Origin of the sequence: Bacillus halotolerans (assembly GCF_001517105.1) — a bacterium.
Lineage (GTDB): Bacteria > Bacillota > Bacilli > Bacillales > Bacillaceae > Bacillus > Bacillus halotolerans.
Map to the genome: position 1 here is coordinate 356,943 of NZ_LPVF01000008.1, position 20,006 is coordinate 376,948.

Annotated in this window: 19 protein-coding genes; 3 read left to right on the top strand and 16 right to left on the bottom strand. The window is 43.9% G+C overall.

The genetic code is table 11. From position 1 onward, the window contains the following. Positions 1-19: 19 nt before the first annotated feature. Positions 20-340: a MazG nucleotide pyrophosphohydrolase domain-containing protein gene (locus AU387_RS04320; protein WP_059292481.1), complete on the top strand. Its 321-nt coding sequence runs from the start codon at positions 20-22 to the stop codon at positions 338-340. Positions 341-367: 27 nt separating this feature from the next. Here the strand turns inward: AU387_RS04320 and AU387_RS04325 are convergent, their stop codons facing one another. Both AU387_RS04325 and AU387_RS04330 read right to left on the bottom strand, forming a co-directional pair. After that, the gene (locus AU387_RS04325; RefSeq protein ID WP_059334984.1) at positions 368-1,978 is read right to left on the bottom strand and encodes a SulP family inorganic anion transporter; all 1,611 of its coding nucleotides are present in this window, start codon (positions 1,976-1,978) and stop codon (positions 368-370) included. 18 nt (positions 1,979-1,996) lie between these two features. Next, positions 1,997-2,581 carry a beta-class carbonic anhydrase gene (locus AU387_RS04330; protein WP_044159292.1) on the bottom strand — a complete coding sequence of 195 codons (585 nt, stop codon included), beginning with the start codon at positions 2,579-2,581 and terminating at the stop codon, positions 1,997-1,999. 403 nt (positions 2,582-2,984) lie between these two features. Here AU387_RS04330 and AU387_RS04335 point away from each other — a divergent pair, with 403 nt between their 5' ends. Further along, positions 2,985-3,962, top strand: a complete 978-nt coding sequence (locus tag AU387_RS04335; protein ID WP_082687834.1) for a 2-hydroxyacid dehydrogenase — start codon at positions 2,985-2,987, stop codon at positions 3,960-3,962. A 37-nt stretch (positions 3,963-3,999) separates the two neighbouring features. Here AU387_RS04335 and AU387_RS04340 read toward each other — a convergent pair whose 3' ends face one another. From AU387_RS04340 to AU387_RS04355, 4 genes are all read right to left on the bottom strand, one after another. Beyond that, the gene (locus AU387_RS04340) at positions 4,000-5,940 is read right to left on the bottom strand and encodes an FtsX-like permease family protein (RefSeq protein WP_059334986.1); all 1,941 of its coding nucleotides are present in this window, start codon (positions 5,938-5,940) and stop codon (positions 4,000-4,002) included. Further along, positions 5,915-6,694 carry a lantibiotic ABC transporter ATP-binding protein PsdA gene (gene psdA / locus AU387_RS04345; RefSeq protein ID WP_044159302.1) on the bottom strand — a complete coding sequence of 260 codons (780 nt, stop codon included), beginning with the start codon at positions 6,692-6,694 and terminating at the stop codon, positions 5,915-5,917. Before psdA ends, AU387_RS04340 begins: the two co-directional genes overlap by 26 nt. 84 nt (positions 6,695-6,778) lie before the next feature. Further along, entirely contained in the window at positions 6,779-7,849 is a 1,071-nt protein-coding gene (locus AU387_RS04350) for a HAMP domain-containing histidine kinase (RefSeq protein WP_059334988.1), read from the bottom strand. Further along, complete coding sequence (locus tag AU387_RS04355) at positions 7,843-8,556, bottom strand: response regulator transcription factor (protein WP_024122963.1); 714 nt, start codon at positions 8,554-8,556, stop codon at positions 7,843-7,845. The genes AU387_RS04350 and AU387_RS04355 overlap by 7 nt, the downstream gene beginning before the upstream one ends. A gap of 153 nt (positions 8,557-8,709) precedes the next feature. Between AU387_RS04355 and AU387_RS04360 the strand changes: the two genes are divergently transcribed. Continuing rightward, positions 8,710-8,907 (top strand): hypothetical protein, encoded by a 198-nt coding sequence (locus tag AU387_RS04360; protein WP_059335363.1) that lies wholly within the window; start codon positions 8,710-8,712, stop codon positions 8,905-8,907. A 51-nt stretch (positions 8,908-8,958) separates the two neighbouring features. Here the strand turns inward: AU387_RS04360 and AU387_RS04365 are convergent, their stop codons facing one another. The 10 genes from AU387_RS04365 to AU387_RS04410 form a co-directional block, all read right to left on the bottom strand. After that, on the bottom strand, positions 8,959-9,720 hold the full coding sequence (locus tag AU387_RS04365; protein ID WP_059292475.1) for an arylamine N-acetyltransferase family protein: 762 nt from the start codon (positions 9,718-9,720) through the stop codon (positions 8,959-8,961). 10 nt (positions 9,721-9,730) lie between these two features. Continuing rightward, positions 9,731-9,988, bottom strand: coding sequence for an HPr family phosphocarrier protein (locus tag AU387_RS04370; RefSeq protein WP_024122965.1), 258 nt, complete (start codon positions 9,986-9,988; stop codon positions 9,731-9,733). 23 nt (positions 9,989-10,011) lie between these two features. After that, a complete protein-coding gene (gene whiA / locus AU387_RS04375) occupies positions 10,012-10,962 on the bottom strand; it encodes a DNA-binding protein WhiA (RefSeq protein WP_024122966.1) in 951 nt (316 codons plus the stop codon). A 22-nt stretch (positions 10,963-10,984) separates the two neighbouring features. Then, positions 10,985-11,938 (bottom strand): gluconeogenesis morphogenetic factor, encoded by a 954-nt coding sequence (gene mgfK, locus AU387_RS04380; protein ID WP_059335364.1) that lies wholly within the window; start codon positions 11,936-11,938, stop codon positions 10,985-10,987. Position 11,939: 1 nt separating this feature from the next. Then, the gene (gene rapZ, locus AU387_RS04385) at positions 11,940-12,827 is read right to left on the bottom strand and encodes an RNase adapter RapZ (RefSeq protein ID WP_059334990.1); all 888 of its coding nucleotides are present in this window, start codon (positions 12,825-12,827) and stop codon (positions 11,940-11,942) included. Between the two features lie 24 nt (positions 12,828-12,851). Continuing rightward, positions 12,852-13,328 carry an 8-oxo-dGTP diphosphatase gene (locus AU387_RS04390; RefSeq protein ID WP_081638370.1) on the bottom strand — a complete coding sequence of 159 codons (477 nt, stop codon included), beginning with the start codon at positions 13,326-13,328 and terminating at the stop codon, positions 12,852-12,854. A 318-nt stretch (positions 13,329-13,646) separates the two neighbouring features. Then, positions 13,647-14,597, bottom strand: coding sequence for a thioredoxin-disulfide reductase (gene trxB, locus AU387_RS04395; RefSeq protein WP_044159317.1), 951 nt, complete (start codon positions 14,595-14,597; stop codon positions 13,647-13,649). A 217-nt stretch (positions 14,598-14,814) separates the two neighbouring features. Next, complete coding sequence (gene cwlO / locus AU387_RS04400) at positions 14,815-16,227, bottom strand: peptidoglycan DL-endopeptidase CwlO (RefSeq protein WP_059334991.1); 1,413 nt, start codon at positions 16,225-16,227, stop codon at positions 14,815-14,817. Positions 16,228-16,608: 381 nt separating this feature from the next. Then, positions 16,609-18,063: a tetratricopeptide repeat protein gene (locus AU387_RS04405; RefSeq protein ID WP_059334993.1), complete on the bottom strand. Its 1,455-nt coding sequence runs from the start codon at positions 18,061-18,063 to the stop codon at positions 16,609-16,611. A gap of 126 nt (positions 18,064-18,189) precedes the next feature. Further along, positions 18,190-19,953, bottom strand: a complete 1,764-nt coding sequence (locus AU387_RS04410) for an ABC transporter ATP-binding protein (RefSeq protein ID WP_059292470.1) — start codon at positions 19,951-19,953, stop codon at positions 18,190-18,192. Between the last annotated feature and the right edge of the window lie 53 nt (positions 19,954-20,006).

Genomic DNA, 20,006 nt, shown 5'->3' on the forward strand with positions numbered 1-20,006 from the left:
GAATGCAGGAGTGATGATGTTGCAGCTGGCTGATGCTGAAAAATGGATGAGAGAGTTTTACGAAAAAAGGGGCTGGACGGAATACGGACCGTTTATTCGAGTCGGATTTTTAATGGAGGAAGCCGGAGAGCTGGCACGGGCTGTCAGGGCGTATGAAATCGGCAGAGACCGGCCGGATGAGAAAGAATCGACACGAGCTGAGCAAAAACAAGAATTGATTGAAGAAATGGGAGACGTCATCGGAAATATCGCCATCCTTGCTGATATGTACGGCGTTTCTTTAGAAGACGTGATGAAAGCCCACCAAGAAAAACTGACAAAGCGATTTGAGCATGCATAAAAAAACGGCCGCAGTCGGCCGTTTTTTTCATCCTGTGATTTCATCATGATGATCAAAGAAATGCTGCTTTCCTATTTTGTGAAAGAGGCCTGTTTTATGCAGGAGCTCTTTAGGCTGAGACTGCAGCCCTACGATCATCAGCTTTCCGTTGTGGCGCTTAATTCTGTTCATGATGTTCACAAGCACCGCTTCTGCGGACGTATCCATGTAATGCACTTTATTCATGAGTAAAATGAGGGTCTTCGGCTTTTTCTGTACATGCTCTAACAGTGACGATTCAAGCGAATCAATCGATCCGAAAAACAGCGGTCCTTCTATGGAGTACATGCTGACAGAAGGATCTGTCCCCTGCTCCCTCTTAGCCGCTTTCGCAAGAGCTGGATGAGACTCCTGATTGTGAATACGGGTCGCTTCGCTCATTCTCCTGATGAAGAACACAAATGCGAGCAGCAATCCGGTCGCCACACCGACGATTAAATCAAACAGAACCGTCAGGACAAAGGTAGCGGCTAAAATGAAGGAATCGGCGTTTTTCAATCTCAGCATGTTTGCGACTTCCTTCCGCTCACTCATATTCCATGCGACAACCATCAATATCGGCGCCATACTTGCAAGCGGAACGTGGGAAGCATAAGGCGCGAATACAAGCAGTACAAGAAGAACCACGACGCCGTGAACAACACCTGAAACAGGTGAAACCGCTCCGTTTTTAATATTGGTTGCCGTCCGCGCAATCGCTCCGGTAGCCGGGATTCCGCCAAACAGCGGCGCGGCCATATTCGCAATTCCCTGGCCGACAAGCTCTTTGTTGCTGTCGTGCTTTGACCCTTTCATATTATCGGCAACCATCGCGGATAAAATCGATTCGAGACCGCCAAGAAGCGCGATGACAAGCGCTGCCGGAAACAGCATGACCATTTTATCTATTGTCAGCTCTGGAAACTGAAATTCCGGCAAATGGCGAGGAATATCTCCATAGGTTGAGCCAATCATTGCCATGCGGTCAGGGAAAAACACAACCGCAACAAGCGTAGAAATGAGAAGAGCCAATAAAGCTCCGGGTATCTTTGGCATCACTTTGGCGGATACAAGCAAAATGACAAGTCCGATGACTGCTGTCAAAATGGCATATCCGTTAAAGGTGCCGAGCTTCTGTGCAATTTCAAACATGTTGTGATGAAAGTTCTCATGTTTTTCTACGTTTTTCAAACCGAGAAAATTAGCGATTTGTTCAGTGAAGATTAACACGGCGATTCCAGCCGTAAACCCGACGATAACTGGCTTCGGCACGTACTTCATAATTTTGCCGAGCTTAAACAATCCAAACAGCACCAGCATGACGCCTGCCATAAACCCCGCTATCAGCAGATTTTCCAGCCCGTACTGCATCACAATACCGAATAAAATCGGGACAAACGCGCCTGTCGGACCGCCAATTTGATATTTAGATCCCCCGAACAAAGAAATACAGATCCCCGCCACAACAACAGTATACAGCCCGTATTCAGGCTCGACTCCCGAGGCAATGGCAAACGCCATCCCTAAAGGAATTGCCACGACTCCTACTACGATACCTGCAATTAGGTCTTTCTGAAATTTCTGCAAATTGTATCCCTTGAATCTCCCAGAGAATCGCATATTTTGTTAAAACCTCCCTTATGGATTAGTCTTTATGAGCTCAGTTTCATAACCGTTAATCACGACGTCAAGTTTGCCTGTCTCCGGGTGTATCACAAGCCCGTGAACCGGCAGCTTTTTTGGCAGCAGCGGATGATTCTTGATCAGATTGACACTGTGGGAAACGCTTTCTTCCACACTGTGAAAGCCAGTCAGCCAGGTTTTTAAATCTAATCCGGCGCTATCAAGCAAACTCAGGCAGCTTGCTTCTACCCCGCGTTCCTTTGCTTTTTCAAGAATCGAGGCCGCATTCAGGCCTGACATCCCGCATTCATGGTGGCCGATTATGCAAACCTCTTCAGCCTGCAATTCATAAATGGCGACCAATATGCTGCGCATGACACTTCCAAATGGGTGAGAAACGATGGCTCCCGCGTTTTTTACAATCTTAGCATCGCCGTTTTTAAGCCCCATTGCTTGCGGAAGAAGTTCTGTGAGTCTTGTATCCATACAGGTAACAATAACGAGCTTTTTTGAAGGAAATTTTGTCGTTTTGTAGGGTTCGTACTTCTTCTCTCTGACAAATTGCTGATTGTGTTCCAAAATTGATGTTAAAGAAACCATTTTTATTCATCTCCCATCCCTGTGTTATTGCAAGCCTTCTTACCCAGCTTACAGTAAGGAATTATAGCATAGGAACAGGCCGCGAAAAGGCTTTCAACAAAAGACGATCTAAATGGACTGTAAAATAAAAACTCAAAAATTTATATCTTTCAAAGATAATAAAATTTATATTTATTGAATCCTATAATCCAGGTTCTGCTGGTATTTTGGTGATTTGTCTGACAAAAAATATAGGCGAATTCAGATAATTAAAAAACTTATTTAAGCAGAGGCTGCTATTTTTTCAGTCACTGCGATCATTTTAAGTTCAAAAGAACTAGAAATTTTAACAAACGCAGCAATATTTCTAACTTGTATTTCTTTCCGATATAATAAAATAGACAACAGCCATAAAGGGGGAGCCTTGTTGAAACCATTTGTATTTATCACCAAACCGATTCCTGAAGAGATTGAAAACATGATCAGTGAGCATTGCCGCTATGAGATATGGCAGGAGGATACACTTCCGCAAGAGGTGCTATTCGAAAAAATGAAAGATGCTGAAGGGCTTTTAACTACTGGAACATCTGGGCCGTCCATCAACAGTGAGCTGCTTGAACATGCTCCTAAGCTGAAGGTCGTCAGCAATCAATCCGTCGGCTACGATAATTTTGATATAGAAGCGATGAAAGAAAAAAGCGTCGTCGGCACTCATACGCCTTATACACTGGATGACACAGTGGCCGATCTGGCCTTTTCTTTAATTCTATCATCGGCCAGACGTGTTGCTGAACTCGACCGTTTCGTCCGGGCCGGTAAATGGGGTACGGTTGAAGAAGAAGACCTTTTCGGCATTGACGTCCATCATCAAACATTAGGCATTATCGGCATGGGCAGAATCGGCGAGCAAGCGGCCAAACGTGCCAAATTCGGTTTCGATATGGACGTGCTTTATCATAACCGCCATCGCAAACAAGAAACTGAAGAAAGCATCGGCGTCAAATACGCTGAGCTTGACACACTGCTGGAGCAATCAGATTTTGTTCTGCTGATTACTCCGCTGACTGACGAAACGTATCACATGATCGGGGAACGTGAATTTAAACTGATGAAGGATTCGGCAATTTTCGTCAATATTTCCCGGGGAAAGACGGTTGATGAAAAAGCCCTCATCAGCGCTCTTCAAGAAGGCTGGATTCGCGGTGCCGGTTTAGACGTGTACGAAGAAGAACCTGTCGCAAAAGACAACCCGCTCTTGCAGCTCGACAATGTCACCCTGCTGCCGCATATTGGCTCAGCAACGGCGAAAGTGCGCTTCAATATGTGTAAACAGGCCGCTGAAAACATGATCGCAGCTATCAAAGGAGAAACACCGAAAAATCTGACAAGAGAATTTCAGTAAATCAAAAAATCCGGTCTGATGAAGACCGGATTTCATATTACATATGCTGGAGAACAGCACGCTTATAAATATGACGAGTGACGATATAATAAACAGCCTGGAACACAAAATAAATGAAGATGACAATGACGGCCTCAAGAAATAAGTTAGCATTCAGCATGTTGCTTAACGCCACATACGCAAAACCGGCGTGAATCGTGCCCGCGATAAACGGGATGAAGAACAAAAATCCAATTTGTCTTCCAAGGATGGAGTGAATCTCTTTGTCCGTAATCCCCATTCTCTTTAATGCTAACACTTGCACTCTCGTATCTTCTATTTCAGTAAACATCCGCAAATACAGCATGCTTCCTTGAACGATAAAAAACAGCACGCTGACAAACAGACCGATAAACAGCATTAATGCGACTCCCTGTTTTACAACTTGAAAACTCGGAGCACGCGTTTGAAAATCAGATGTATGTTCTTTTGGCACCATGTTTTCAAGCTTCTCAGAGACGTCCACCGTCTCCTGCCAATGCTCAAGCTCGTAGCCTACCACTCTCGTCTGATCCTTCAGCGGCACCTCCTGTGTCAGGCTGTCAAAGCTTTTTTCGCTGACAACCAATAAACGGCTGACTCCTCCGACTGACATCAATATCCCTTTGTTTTGCTGCTTTTTCATGACATAGGAAAGTGATTTTCCTGACTTCATATGAAACGCTTCTTTTTCCCCTTCCCCGAACGTATCTTTCACCATCATTTGAAACGGAACATTGATAAACGCTTCATTTTCTTGTAAATGAATAACGGGAAAACCTTTTTCCTTTGCGACTTGATTATAGATTTTCTCTGAGATCAGCAAGGCCTCTGCTTCCGCTTTCCTGTTTCCATACGGCAAGTCTGATTGAAATGTAACAGGAATACCTGTGGCATTCACCTTATATTTAATCTCAGCATCTGCTCTTTTCAATGTACTCTCAGCCGTCTCAGGCTTCATAACCTGAAAGCGGGAAGCGTCTTTTTCCACCCAGGCAACAGACTGAGGAATGCTTTGCTCCTCCTGTCTTTCTAAATCAGCATAAAACATATAGATCACACCTGTAGCGGTTAAAATGACTGCTGTAATCACAGAGGTTAAAAACAGCATGCGTGCGTGATCTTTCAGCCTGAATATCATGTTGGAACGCACAATGATATTGGTTCCTTTGTAAAAGCTGTGTTTCTTTCTGTACAGCATGCGGAAAAACGCGACACTGCTTTGTGTAAAAAAGAAATACGTGCCGATTAACACTAAAATCAAAATCGGAAAGACACGAAACATCATGTCGATCGCATTGGCTGTGGCAGACAGATAATAACCGCCAGCCAGACAAAGCAAAGACAGCACAGTGAGCCATTTTGAATAGGCCGGTAAATTTTTAGGTTTTTGAGCTGATTTAATCAAATCTATGATTTCGAGCTTACGAATCTGCCCCAGCGATAAAATAAGCAGGACTTGAAACAATATGAGAAAACCGACCGCCGTCAGCACAAATGCTTTCGGTACAATCGCAAACGAGATCGGCACCTTCACACTGAGCATCCATGTCATGACCATAAAAAACAGTTTTGAAAATAACAACCCCGTGCCGATACCGGCCGCAATCGCAGCAAGAGAAATCAGCGACTGCTCATAATAAATCATCTTTCGGAGCTGCTGCTTTGATGTTCCGAACAGCGTAAACAAGCCAAACTCTTTCTTTCTCGCTTGTAAAAATGCTGAATTTGAATAAGAAATAAAGAATATACAAAACACGATGATGACGATAAGAGCCGCGCTCAAACACGTTTTCACAAGGCTTCCGCCATACACATTGTCTTCCGTCACATCGGGGTGAAAAATAAAAGATGTGAAGACGAAAAAGACCGAGACGGCAAACACACAGCTTAAAAAGTAAGCAACATATCTTTGCAGATTCCCAATAATGTTCTTACGGGCGATGGTTCTCAAATTCATGAAAATCGCCTCCCAACACACTCAGGGTATCCAGGATACTTTGATAAAACACCTGCTGATTCGTTCCCCTGCGGATCTCTGAAAAAAATCTTCCGTCTTTAATAAAGACGATCCGTTTACAGAAGCTTGCCGCTGTGGCATCATGCGTAACCAATAGTATTGTTGCTTCCTTTTCAGCATTTAGCTGAGCCAGCGTGTTCATGACCTGTTTTGCAGATTTTGAATCAAGGTTGCCTGTCGGTTCATCCGCCAATATCAGAGCCGGATTATGAATAATGGCTCTTGCACAGGCCGCACGCTGCTGCTGGCCTCCGGACACTTCGTATGTACGGTGGTCCAGAATATGTTTGATTTGCAATGTATCTGCCAGTTCATCTAAGCGGTTTTCCATTTCACTCAGCTTTACCTTGTCCAACGCGAGCGGAAGCAGGATGTTTTCCCGAATCGTCAGCGTATCAAGCAGATTAAAGTCCTGGAAGACAAAGCCCAGCTCTCTTCTGCGAAACAGAGCCATCTCTTGATCCTTTAACGTTTTCGGCTGAATGCCGTTGATCATCATCTCGCCCTGGGTCGGCTTATCAATGGTGGCCAGCAAATTCAGGAGCGTGGTTTTTCCGCTTCCTGACGGCCCCATGATGCCGACAAATTCTCCTTTATTTACACTGAGGTCAAAATCGCTAAGTGCCTGATATGACATCGTTCCTTTATTTGAATAATATGTTTTTGACAGCTTCGTTGTTTGCAGCACGTTCATGCCTCTGATCCTCCTTTTTTCTTTATTATAAAAAGGAAGTCAGCAGCCTCCCATCGAACTTTCTTTCAATCTCGCTTTCGAACCTTACAATGCTGTCACATTCGCCAGAGTGTCACTTGAAAAGACGATTGTCATCACGGTGCCCGCTCCCTCTTTTGATTGCGCGTACAGTTTATGGCCCAGCTGGCTGCACACCTCTTTCGCCAAATATAGGCCCATTCCTGTCGCCTGCGTCATGCTTCGCCCGTTTTCACCAGTAAAAAACGGATCAAAAATCCGGGGAAGATCCTGTGCCGGGATGCCGATACCGTCATCTGCAACTGATAAACGCGTTTCATAGCCTTGCGTTTCAATCCGGATGGTAATATGGTCCCCAACACCTTGCTTTGAATATTTCAGGGCATTGAAAAGGATTTGCTCCACAATAAAGGAGAGCCACTTTTGGTCACTGGAAACCTGAACGGCGTTTGGCGGCACATGTAATTTTGGAAAAAGCCGCCGTTTAATAAACTGCCGTTTTTCCTGATTGATCAATGAGCGGACAAGCTCTGTCAAATCAAAGGTTTCTGGTTTTACATCAAAAGCGAACTCCTCCAGCCGGGCTGTTTGCAGCATCATATCCAGCCCGTGGCGAAACCGTTCATTTTCATCTTCCAGCTCCTCTAAAAATGTCTGAAAGGAAGAAGCGGTCCCGTTTTTTCCTTCTTGAATCATTAAGGAAATGACGGATACGGGTGTTTTCATATGGTGAATCCATTGATTCGTAAATGTATAATGCTGTTTTTGTTTATTGATATATTGTGAGAGCTTTCCGGCATATTGATCGCCAAGCGCGTTAATCATTTTTGTCCAGAGGGCTTGCTCTCTTGTTCTTGGCTTGCGGGCTTCAAGCGACCGCCCTATGTCATTCGAAGCGGGTGCCTGATCGGCCAGTTTTTTCAAAAATGCCAGAAAGGACACTTGCCGGATGTAATCGGCAGTAAAACCGGCCGCCAAAAGGACACCAGGCAGGACCCATATGTACATCATATTTTCTGAAGAAGGCTCGGCACCGCTCTCTATAATGCTTAAATATGCAATAAACATGGCTGCACCTATGCTTAATAAGGAAAAAAGAATAATGGCTAATCTGTCGATTATATAAGTCTTTAACACTCCCGTTCATCCTTCCGATTGACTTCAAATACATAGCCCTGGCCCCTGATGGTTGCAATGGCGTCTTTCAATCCGGCATTCTCCAGCTTTCTCCGCAGCCGGTTTACATTAACCGTTAATGTATTATCATCAACAAAATCAACGTCGTCCCATAATGCCTCCAGCAATTCATCACGCGAGACAATTTTTTTATGCTCTCTTATGAAAATCGAAAGCAGCTGAAATTCTTTTTGTGAAAACGAGATGCGGCTGTTCTTCCACTCCGCTTCATATTGATCTGGATATATCGTTAGACCGCCAAGCTCCACCAGTCTTGATTCCTGAGACAAAGAAGGAGAATACTCACCATAAGTCCGGCGCAGTACGCTTTTGATTTTGGCCATGACGACTTCTAAGTGAAACGGCTTTGTGATATAGTCATCGCCCCCGTTCTCAATCGCCATCACCTGATTCAGTTCATCAGTCCGCGCCGAGATAAAAATAATCGGCGCATTGGAAACCGTCCGGATTTGCCTGCACCAATAAAACCCGTCAAAAAAAGGGAGATTAATATCGAGCAGCACAAGATCCGGTTTCATTTCCGCAAATTCTTCCTTTATGTCATTCAGCTTTTCAGCTATTTTTATATGATATCCGTATTTCTGAAGATGGCCGCCCAGCAATGAAGCAATCCGTTCATCATCTTCCACGAGTAAGATCCGATACACGTTTATCCCCCTTATATGTCTAGCACGGTGATTTTTCTAGAAGATTCCAAAATTATTATAGCATGAAGGAGGAATAGGAAACCCGGCATTCGTTATGATAGAATATGAAAGGAAAATATTTCATGTTTGGAAGGTGTCTCTTTAAAGAAAATGATGATAATGCTGGTTATAACGGCAACTCTTTCAGCTTGCCAGCCCAACTATACAGGCAAATACATCGTCTGGGGAAATACACTGTCAGAAAACAACAAAGAATGCCTGAAAGACAATCAAATTCCTTACAAGAAGGAAAACGGAAATGTATATATTCCAGAGGATGCATTTGATGCAGCCATCAATACGTGTTCATAAAGGTGAAAACTGCTGAAACCAAAGAAAAAAGCTTGCAGACATTCTGCAAGCTTAACCCTTAAAAAAATGAGCTTTTAGTTTCTCTTCGAACTCCGTGCTGGTGATGTCCCTCTTCTGTACTTCTCCGTCATTTTCTTGAATCGTAAGATGACGGTCTGACATGACGATCCGTCCGTTCGGGGTCAGCTTAGAAGCAAGCAGTGATTTATTAAAGGGCGATTTTTCATGAGAGTGGATCATATCCTTCATCATGTCTAAATTACGGACGTCACTTTCATCAAGGGTAAAGGCATAACCGATTTGCCAGCCTTCTCCTTTGTCCATCAACAGAAGATGGGTGCCCATTTCCGTCGCTTTTTCCTTGATTCGGAATGCTCCCACAGGAGATTGTACCGTTTCTCCGGAAAGCGGTATCGGCTCCAGCGCCAGGTTGATGCCAAAACCAATATCAACAATGTAATCTCCCTTTTCTGCCGACAGCCATACAGCAGCATGGGTTCCTTCTAGTGCCCACTCTTCTTGCTTTCCTGCATAAACTGTTCCGCGGATGAGCTTCACATGAAAACCGGCATCGCGTAAGACATAATAAAGAAAACCATTCAGGTCGTAGCATAGTCCCCCATGCTGTTCTTTGATCAGACGGCGCCAAAGCTCCTCTTTGGTTACCTTATAATTCTCTTTTGCAAGAACTGCCCGATTTTCAAAAGGGTATCGGTACGCCATTGCTTTTAGAAAAAGGGGAAGATCATCGAAGCTGACATGATCCTTCTTCCAGCCGATTTTCTTAAAACAGTCTTTCAGAAAATCATTCATTTTGTATCACCTAAACTTCCTCTTGAACATACGCCGAAAGTTTTTCCAGCGCCTCTTGTTCATCTTCTCCCTCGGCAATCAATGTGACTTCTGTGCCTGTGCTTACTGCAAGGCTCATCAGTCCCATGATGCTTTTCGCATTTACTTTTTTCCCATCCTTCTCAAGAAACACATCTGACGTAAACCGGTTTGCTTCTTGTACAAACAAAGCAGCAGGACGCGCCTGCAGTCCTGTCTTTAATCGAACTTCCACTTTCTGCTGAACCATAAGATCTCCCCTTTTCTTTACGGTTATTTTAAAGTGACGGTTTGCCCTGTCCGCAGCTGTTCTGCGATTTCGTCAAGTTTTCTCAGCCTGTGATTGATCCCTGATTTGCTGATTTTTCCGCTCGCTACCATTTCCCCCAGCTCTTTCAGCGTCACTTCCTGGTAATCAATCCGCAGCTGCGCGATTTCCCGAAGTTTTTCAGGAAGCGCCTCCAAGCCGATTCTTTCATCGATGTATTTAATATTTTCTACCTGTCTGAGCGAAGCCCCGATGGTTTTGTTTAAGTTGGCTGTTTCACAATTGACAAGGCGATTAACCGAATTTCTCATGTCTCTGACGATTCTGACATCCTCAAAACGCAGCAGCGAATTATGTGCGCCGATTACGTTCAGAAATTCAGTAATCTTTTCCGCCTCTTTTAAGTAAGTGATATAGCCTTTTTTCCGTTCGAGCGTTTTGCTGTTTAAATGAAACTCATTTAACAGGTCGCATAATGAATCGTTATGCTCTTTATAAAGAGAAAAAATCTCCAGATGGTACGAGGAGGTTTCCGGATTATTGACTGAACCTCCCGCCAAAAATGCCCCTCTCATGTAAGAACGTTTGCAGCATCTCTTTTTGACAAGCTCTTTTGAAATATTTCGCTCAAACACAAAATTCTCGCCGAGTATTTTTAAATCCTCTAAGATGAACTTTGCATTCTCTGAAAAACGCACAATATAGACATTATTCTTTTTCAGCCGCATTTTCTTTCTGACCAGCAGCTCAACCGACACATCATATTGTCTTTTCAGCAATGTATAGATGCGGCGGGCAATCGCTGCATTTTCAGTTTGAACATCAAGTACGAGATGGCGGTTAGCAAATGATAAAGATCCATTCATTCGGATAAGTGCAGACAGCTCTGCCTTAATGCAGCAGTCCTTCACTTCCAGGTTCGTTAATTCTTTTTTTGTTTCCGATGCAAATGACATATAGCCACCTCATTTCAAGGCTTCATTCTTTAAGTAAATCGACAAGAAGAGAAGCCACTTTATGTGTATCGTGACGAATTACGTCATTTTTATGTGTTACAATTTGATCTCTGATAACTTCAAGCCCCATCGCTTTCAGCTCTTCGATATCAAAATCAACAGGACGCGCCGATTCTGCTGCGTACTTACGTTTTATTTCGTCAGGAATGTCTTCACTGTTAACCAGTATGGTATCGATAAAGCCGCAGCCCATATGCTGATTGAGCGCTTTCACATGATCGGCAGCGGTATAATGCAGCGTTTCTCCGGGCTGTGTCATCACGTTGCAGATATACACTTTTTTCGCCGGCGCCTTGATCACTTCTTCTCCAATTTTCGGGACGAGCAAATTAGGGAGAATACTGGTATAAAGGCTTCCCGGTCCGATAATAATCAGATCCGCTTCCCTGATTACTTCTATCGTTTCCGGCAGCGGATCAATGTTTTCAGGCGTCAGAAAAACGCGCTTAATACGCTGGCCGTACTCCGGAATAGTGGACTCGCCTGAGACCACGCGCCCGTCCTCCATTTCGGCATGCAGAACAACACTGGCATTGGCTGCCGGCAACACCTTTCCTCTTACATTCAGCACCTTGCTCATTTCTGTGACAGCGTGAAAAAAATCACCGGTTATATTCGTCATCGCTGCCAAAATTAAATTTCCGAGTGAATGGCCGGTTAAGTCGTTCCCTTTATTAAAGCGGTGCTGAAAGAGATCTTCAACTAGCGGCTCCACATCGGATAAAGCGGCAAGTACATTTCTGATGTCTCCTGGTGGCGGGATTTGCAGTTCGTTCCGCAGCCGCCCCGAGCTACCTCCGTCATCAGCAACTGTGACAATCGCCGTAATATCAACGGGTTTATGCTTTAAGCCCCGAAGCAATACAGAAAGGCCCGTGCCGCCGCCAAAGATTGCGATTTTCGGTTTTTGTCCCATCTTATTTCCGGCTTCTCTTTTCAATGTCCCGGTGAGTAACATGAGTATAGTAATCCTTTTTGAAATAGTCAGCTAAATACTCGGCAAGTGTCACAGAGCGGTGCTGGCCCCCTGTGCAGCCAATCGCAATGACGAGCTGGCTCTTTCCTTCTCTTTTGTAGGACGGCAGCATGAAGCTGAGTAAATCGATTAATTTTTCATTGAACTTTTGTGTTTCATTCCACTTCATGACGTAAGAGGATACCTCTTCATCTTTTCCGGTCAGCGGCCTCATGCTTTCGATATAATATGGATTCGGCAAAAATCTGACATCAAAGACGAGATCGGCATCAATCGGAATACCGTATTTAAAACCAAATGACATGACATTTACCGTAAATGTCTCTCCTTGGTTTGTCGCAAAATGCTTTACAATTTTCTCGCGCAGATCGCGCGGCTTCATGTCTGATGTATCATAAATCATTTGAGAGCGGCCTTTTAATTCCTCAAGCAGCTCGCGTTCCAGCGCGATGCCTTCGAGCGGAAGACCAGTCACTGCCAGCGGATGCGAACGTCTCGTTTCTTTATATCTTGTCACGAGAATCGAATCCTTCGCGTCTAAAAATAAAATTCGCGGTGTAATCCACGGATTTTCCGCCATTTCATCCAGCGCCTCAATCAGCCGGTCAAAAAATTCACGGCCGCGCAAATCCATAACAAGCGCGACCTTGCTCATTTTCGAATTTGATTCCTTCATCAGCTCTAAAAATTTCGGAAGCAATGAAGGCGGCAGATTATCGACGCAGAAATAGCCGAGATCTTCAAAGCTTTGAATCGCAACGGTTTTTCCCGCTCCCGACATACCGGTTATAATGACAAGCTGAATATCATGTGATTCACTAACACTCATCTTTCTCCCCCCTGACTTGTCTTTCTATTTGATGTGCTGCGGATCTAAACGATAACTGAGCAGCTCAAACTCCGGTGTATACGTAAATGTGCCGTGCAGCAGCCCTTGTCCCTTCATCATAAAGTCGAGGATATGGCCGTCTCCCGGGGCCATAGGCAGGTTTTGAATATCCTTCACATTGTGCCACTGCAAAATGCCTTCTTCTGATTCAGACACATTTTCTCCCGTATAGGAATCAGCAACAAACGTAAACATCATCCACTCAGACACAATGTGGTCACCGTCTTTAATAATAAAGGTAAAAACGCCTTTTAGCTGAGGATTTATGATATAGATACCAGTCTCTTCTCTGAATTCTCTGATGACGGAATCCCTGACTGATTCTCCGCTCTCCATCTTGCCTCCCGGCGCGACCCACCAGCCGCGTCTTGGCTTTTGAAGAAGAAGAACTTTGTCATCCGCCTTGAGAACACAATTTGTCACTCTTTGCAAGTACGTCACCTAACCTTCTCGTCCTGTCATCGTCTCTTTATTATACCGTTTCAAGATGCCTCTCACAATGAAGAGACATTGACAATCTTTTCTTCTATTTTACAGCATATTCTTTCCCGCGTTCAGATGATTTTATTGTGAAAGGACATTGTCTTTTATTTTTGGACAAAAAAAGGACACGGATAACTGGAGAATCCGTGCCAAAAGTGTATTCATTATAAAAAGGGGGTCAATTACTTTATTAATCATAACCGATAAGTTTTACACAACTGTTACAGCGGAATTAAAACCCAGTAACGTTATGTGAAACTCGTATGACAGCCCTTTTTATTTTAAGGTTTTCAGCGTTTCCTGGAGCTCTTCGACATAATGCTGTACGCTTTGTGCCGCAATACTTCCGTCACCTGTAGCCGTTACGATTTGGCGCAATGATTTTTCGCGAATGTCTCCGGCTGCGAAAATCCCTTCAACCTTTGTTTCCATTCGGTCGTTGGTTTCGATGTAGCCTTCTTCATTTGTGATGCCAAGGTTTTCAAACGGTTTAGACAGAGGAAGCATACCGATATAAATGAATACGCCGTCTGTTGTGAATTCACTTTCTTCACCAGTTACCGTATCCACAAGCGTCACTTTGCCGACTTTGCCGTTTTCCTCATGAATTTCCTTCACGGTTTTATTCCATAAGAAATCTACTTTTTCATTATCAAACGCTCTCGCTTGGAGAATGCTTTGCGCACGTAGTTTGTCACGTCTGTGTACAATCGTTACTTTTGAAGCGAAACGTGTTAAGTACACGCCTTCTTCAACCGCTGAGTCTCCTCCGCCGACAACAACCAGCTCTTTACCTTTAAAGAAAGCGCCGTCACATACTGCACAATACGAAACACCGCGGCCGCCCAATTCTTTTTCGCCAGGTACGCCGATTTTTTTATACTCTGCACCTGCGGCAATGATAACAGCACGTGCTTTATATTCTTTTGAACCGGCTTTCACAACTTTGTACTCTTTGCCGTCCACAATTTCTTTAATATCGCCATAAGCGTATTCCGCGCCGAATTTCTTCGCGTGTTCAAACATTTTGTTGGAAAGCTCAGGTCCGAGGATGCTTTCGAAACCAGGATAGTTCTCCACATCTTCCGTGTTTGCCATTTGGCCGCCCGGAATTCCTCTTTCAATCATTAATGTCGATAAGTTTGCTCTAGATGTGTATACAGCGGCCGTCATCCCAGCAGGACCCGCGCCGATAATAATCACGTCATATATTTTTTCTTCTGACACACTCATTCACTCCTTAAAACGTCTTTTCGAGTTGGGCTCTTCCTTATATGATAAGAATCCCCATCAAACGTATTCCTTACCCATATCCTATAAAATCTCATAGTGATACGCCATTTTTTTGCTCATTTTTTTCGAAATGCGATTAAATGTATTTCAAAAGGGTATGTATTTAATAAAGAAAGAGCCTTCTGTCCATAGAAGGCCCTTGTCTTATTTATTATTGAACAACACGTCTTACAACGCCTTTAAATGCTTTTTTCCAGTACACGTTGTTCATAGAGTCAACAGATACACCATGAGATGTATTGTCGTTAAGGAACGTACCGTTTCCTAAGTAGATTCCAACGTGACCATTTGTTTTGTATGTGTCAAAGAAAACTAAGTCTCCGCGTTTCATGTCTGACGCGCTTACAGCTTGTCCTCTTCCAACTAAAGTATCAGTCGTTGTTCCGCCGACAGGTCCAAGGTTGACACCTGCAGAAGCGTAAGCCCAGCGAACGAATGATGAGCAGTCAAAAATACGGTTGTTGATATCAGACTGAGAGCGTCCGCCGCCAAACTTGTACGGAGATTGTCCGACAATGCTTGAACCAACGCTGATCGCGCCTTCAATTCCGCCTGAGTTGCTGATGACAGTGCCGCCTGAGTTATTGCTTGAGCTGCTGCTCTTCTTAGAAGATGAGCCGTTAGACGAACTGTTAGATGAACCCTTAGAAGAGTTGTCTGAAGAATCATCATCAGATGAGCTTGCTTTTGCTGTTTCAGTTGTAGCCGTTTGGCTGTCATCTGTTTGTGTTTCATCAGATGCTTTTTGTGCTTCTTCTTGCTTTTTGATCAGGGCAGCCGCAGCTTCTTGTTGTTTTTTGATACGCGCTTGTTCTTCTTCAGTATCTGCTTTTTGGTTTGCAAGGTCAGCTGCTTCTGATTTTAATTCAGAAATCGCTTTAGCCGTTTTCTTCTGGCTTTCTTTTGCTTCGTCGAAAAGCTTGTCTTTTTCATCAAGCTGTTTATCAAGATCTTTTTGCATTGTTTCTAATTTAGCCAGTGCAGCTTGTACTTCTTTCAGCTTATCATTCAGATCCGCTTCAGAGTCTTCAAGCTTCGCTTTATCCTGCTCTTGCTGCTTGATTAAATCTTTGTCTGCATCCACAATAGATGAAACCGCAGTCGCACGTGAGATAAAATCACCAAAGCTCGTTGATCCTAAAAGTACATCTATGTATCCTTGAGATCCGCCGCTTTCCTGTAAAGAACGAACGCGTTTTTTCAGGATTTCGTTGCGTTTTTCGATGCGTGCTTCTGTTTCTTTAATCTCTTTTTTCAGTTTTTTGATTTCTTCTTTTGTTTTATCGTTTTCTTCTTTTTTATCATCGATTTTGTTGCTTGTATCGAGCGCCTTAGCGTTAATGTCTTTCAGTTCTTTTTCAATCTTTGATTGGTTTTCCTGAAGTTCAGTTAATTCTTTTTCCTTCGCTTCAATGCTGGAAGCAACCTCAGATTGCTTGCTTTCGATTTTTTGTTTCTTTTCATCTAATGTTTCCGCCGATGCAGTTTTACTTGTAAATGGGATCAAAAAACTGCTTGTCCCGATGACGGAAGCCAAACCAAGTGTCAATAAACTCTTTCTCACTTTTTATATCCTCCCTTTTACTGTGAACCTGTTCTCATTTGGAATTGTATTTTGAACATCAAGTTTCGTTCCTCATACTCTACGAGGAATGATGATTGTTTATGGTTAATTATTCTGTGCATCTCTTAATCTGGGTGTATAGCGTTTATTTCACATCATATGTAAAAAACACTAATTCCTTATGTACGAGAATCATTATACCATCAAGTTTCGACAAATTAGCGATAAATTTTATTACATTTGTGTTTCAAACAGATGTCAGGTTGCACATCATTTGTCATTTTTCTTAAATTGATAAAAAACCTGTCGACATTACTTTATTAATATACTTCTTAGAACAAAAAGAGAGTTGATTCCGCGAATCAACTCTCCATCAATATACTATTCTAAAATATCATCAATATATTTCATATATTTCGTCAAAGTAGCCGGAGAGATGCCAAATTGGGCTGCCGTATCTTTTTTGGTGTCATGTTTGCCATGGGCTTCTTTCCAAATATAGTAGATAGCCGCAGCCCATCCGCTCACATTTTTCAGCGGCCCCGCTGCGCGGATTTGCTGTATCACATGGAATACCCAGCAGCTCATGACTTCTGTTTTCATCTCATCCTGTTCTGCTTCTTCCAGCAATTTAACCGTTTGATAAGCAAAAAGCGCATCCTCTGACACATCTGCTGCTGCGGAATCTCCGTTTAAGAGCAGCTTAACGAAATGGTTTTCAAAAGGAGCGGTGATGCGCTTCGAGCGTATCACGGCTTCAAGATGCTCCGTTTCACCCTTGGTGCTGCTGATATAATAGGCCGCCAATCGCTGTTCTACTGACGAAGGAAGTACTTCCCGCCGCTCAATCCACGGAGCCGGACGGTCTGCTCCTGGATATTGCGACTCGACTTTTCTCCATACCGTTTCGGCAAATTCTTTATGGTCCGTAAAGTAAGCAGAGCACGAGAGCCAGTAGTAAAATGTGTCGTCTCCTTCAAAACCGCTTTTATATAGTGATCTGAGCCATTTGTACCCGATATCATACCGGCCGACAAGCGACAGAGTGGCACCCAGTTTATAGCGCTGTTCAAATAACATTGGATATACATTTGAAAGCTGATCACTCAGCTCTGCCACCTTTTCATCTTCTCTTTCATAATAGTAGAAAACAAGAAGATTACATAATGCGTGAAGATTTCCTTCATTATGATTCAGCACTTGATAAGCCGTTTGTTTCGCTTTCACAACATTGCCGGAATAAAAGTGGGCAAGGGCGAGATTATTATAAGCGGACCAAAGCTCAGGATATTCGTGTGTGATTTCCTCAAGGGCCGCAACGGCTTCAGCAAGCTGACCGCTTTCAAGCAAGGACTTCGCCCGGTCCTGTTTGATGAGCAATTCATCCTGATCATATAAAGAATCCTCAGGCCCGCCGTCTCCTAAATCAAGCAGTTCAAGCAGACTATCGTTCTCTTCGGAAAACTCACCGTCCGGATCAGCGTCTGAATAAGCGGCAGCTTCTTTATAAGCTTCCTGAAATAGTCCCAGATGGGCAAAGTTATTTGCTTTAAAATAATGGCATTCCGGCATTTCCGTCTCAAGATTCGCCAAAATATAATCAAGCAAATCGTTTGATTCCTGGTATTGCCCCATCTCAGAATAAATGACCGCAAGCTGCGAAAGCATCTCTGAATCCTTCGGCTCCAAATGAACCGCGCGCTGGATCAGTTTGCTTGCCCGCTTCAGATTGCGTTCTTTATACGCTTTCAAACCTTTATGAAAAAAATAATGTCCATCTTGAAGCAGCTGGACAATTTGTGCGTGATTTTTATGTTCAGAAGTGTGTTTTCCCACAACTACCCTCCGTTTTATACAATATTACCGTCAGTAGTATACCATAAATCGCAAACCCCTCAATAGTTCAAAAGGAAGGATTGGGAAAATCCCTCCTCTTTTTTTACTGGCTGAATCGACCAGAATTTACCCGGCTTTGTTTTCTAAATCCGCATTCATTTTAAGCTGCTGTTCAGCAAAATCTCTGTAAAGGTCATGGGAAGCCATTAATTCATGGTGCGTGCCGCGTCCCGTAATTTCCCCTTTTTCAACAAATAATAGCTGATCAGCATCTACAACAGTCGATAAACGGTGAGCGATGACAATTGTTGTCCGGCCTTCCATCAGCACCTCAAGTGCCTGCTGCACTGATTTTTCAGATTGGCTGTCGAGGCTGGATGTGGCTTCATCAAGCATCAGGATGCTCGGATCACGGAGAAGCGCCCTGGCAATCGCAATTCTTTGTCTCTGTCCGCCCGACAGCATAATGCCGCGTTCGCCCACTTCAGTATCAAGCTGATTCGGCAGCTCCAGTATAAAATTAAGAGCGTATGCCATCTCCGCTGCTTTTTCGATTTCGGCATCCGTTACCTCTCTTTCCAGCCCATAACAAATATTGTCTCTGATCGTTCCCGACATTAACGGACTTTCCTGTGACACGTAGCCGATATGCTGACGCCACGATTCGAGCGAATACGTATCCACCGGCTCGTCTCCCAGCCGAATGGTCCCTTCAGTCGGAGAATAGAAACGTTCAAGCAGCTTAAACAGCGTGGTTTTCCCGCCGCCGCTCGGCCCAACAATTGCTGTTACTTTCCCCGCTTCAATCACAGCGCTGATATCCTTCAAGATCATCTGCCCAGGCTTATAGCCAAAGGACACTTGATCAAGCCGGATAGGCAGATGCGCGTTGTCAATTTGGTTACCTGTGGCGGTATCTTCCTCTTCCTCTGCCAAAATCTCAATCATCCGTTCCGTTGCACCGATTGATTTTTGCAGCTGTGTGAAGAACGTTGTAATCTGGCCCATCGGCATTATGATTTGAAACAAATATAAAATAAAAGCCACGAGTGCCCCGGCAGTCAATTCGCCTGATGACACCTGCATACCGCCGTATCCAATAACAGCCACGAGTGCGGCCATTAATACGAGAGAAATAAGCGGCCCGACAAGCGATTGCACCTTCGCTTCACGAACCCCCAGCTGGAATAATGAAGAAATCCCCAGCTTTCCGCGTTTGTATTCGACTTCCTCTGCATTTGAAGCCTTCACAAGCCTGATTTCCGGAAGTATTTGATTGAGCAACCCTGTAAAACGTGCGGTTTCATCTTGAGTTTCCCGAGAAATGGAGAACATCTTCTGGCCGATCGGCACTAAAATCAGCGCAGCTAATGGAACAACAACTAAAACAAGCAGCGTCAGCTTCCAGTTCATAATGAATAAGATGGTGAGTGATCCAATGACCGAAATGATGCCTGTTATAAATCCGCTGATATGGCTGGTGATCAGCTCTTTTACCACCATCGTATCATTCGTGACCCGGCTGACAGTTTCACCGGAAGCGTTAGTATCGAAATAAGATACAGGAAGCTTTATTAATTTCTTCCATAATAAATCCCTTAACCCAGAGATGATTTTTTGCCCGCTATAGTTTAGCGCGTATGTAGCGTAGGCGCTTAAAGCGGCTTGAATAAGAAATACGAGCGCGATCAGCCCGATTTGCGTGCCGGACAGCGCTGACATGGAAAAACCGTCGACAAGCTGTTTCGTTAATAAAGGAATCAGCAGGCTGACCAGTGTTGTCACAATACTGAGAATCAGCGCAAAAGCGAGCTTTCCATAGGATGGGTTTGTCTGTTTCACTAATGCAAAAAAGGCTTTGAATTTTCTTTTAGGTTGCTGTGTTGACATAGTATTTTTCCCCCTGTTTCAATCCCTTTACGCGGTCAGCAAGGTTGAACGGA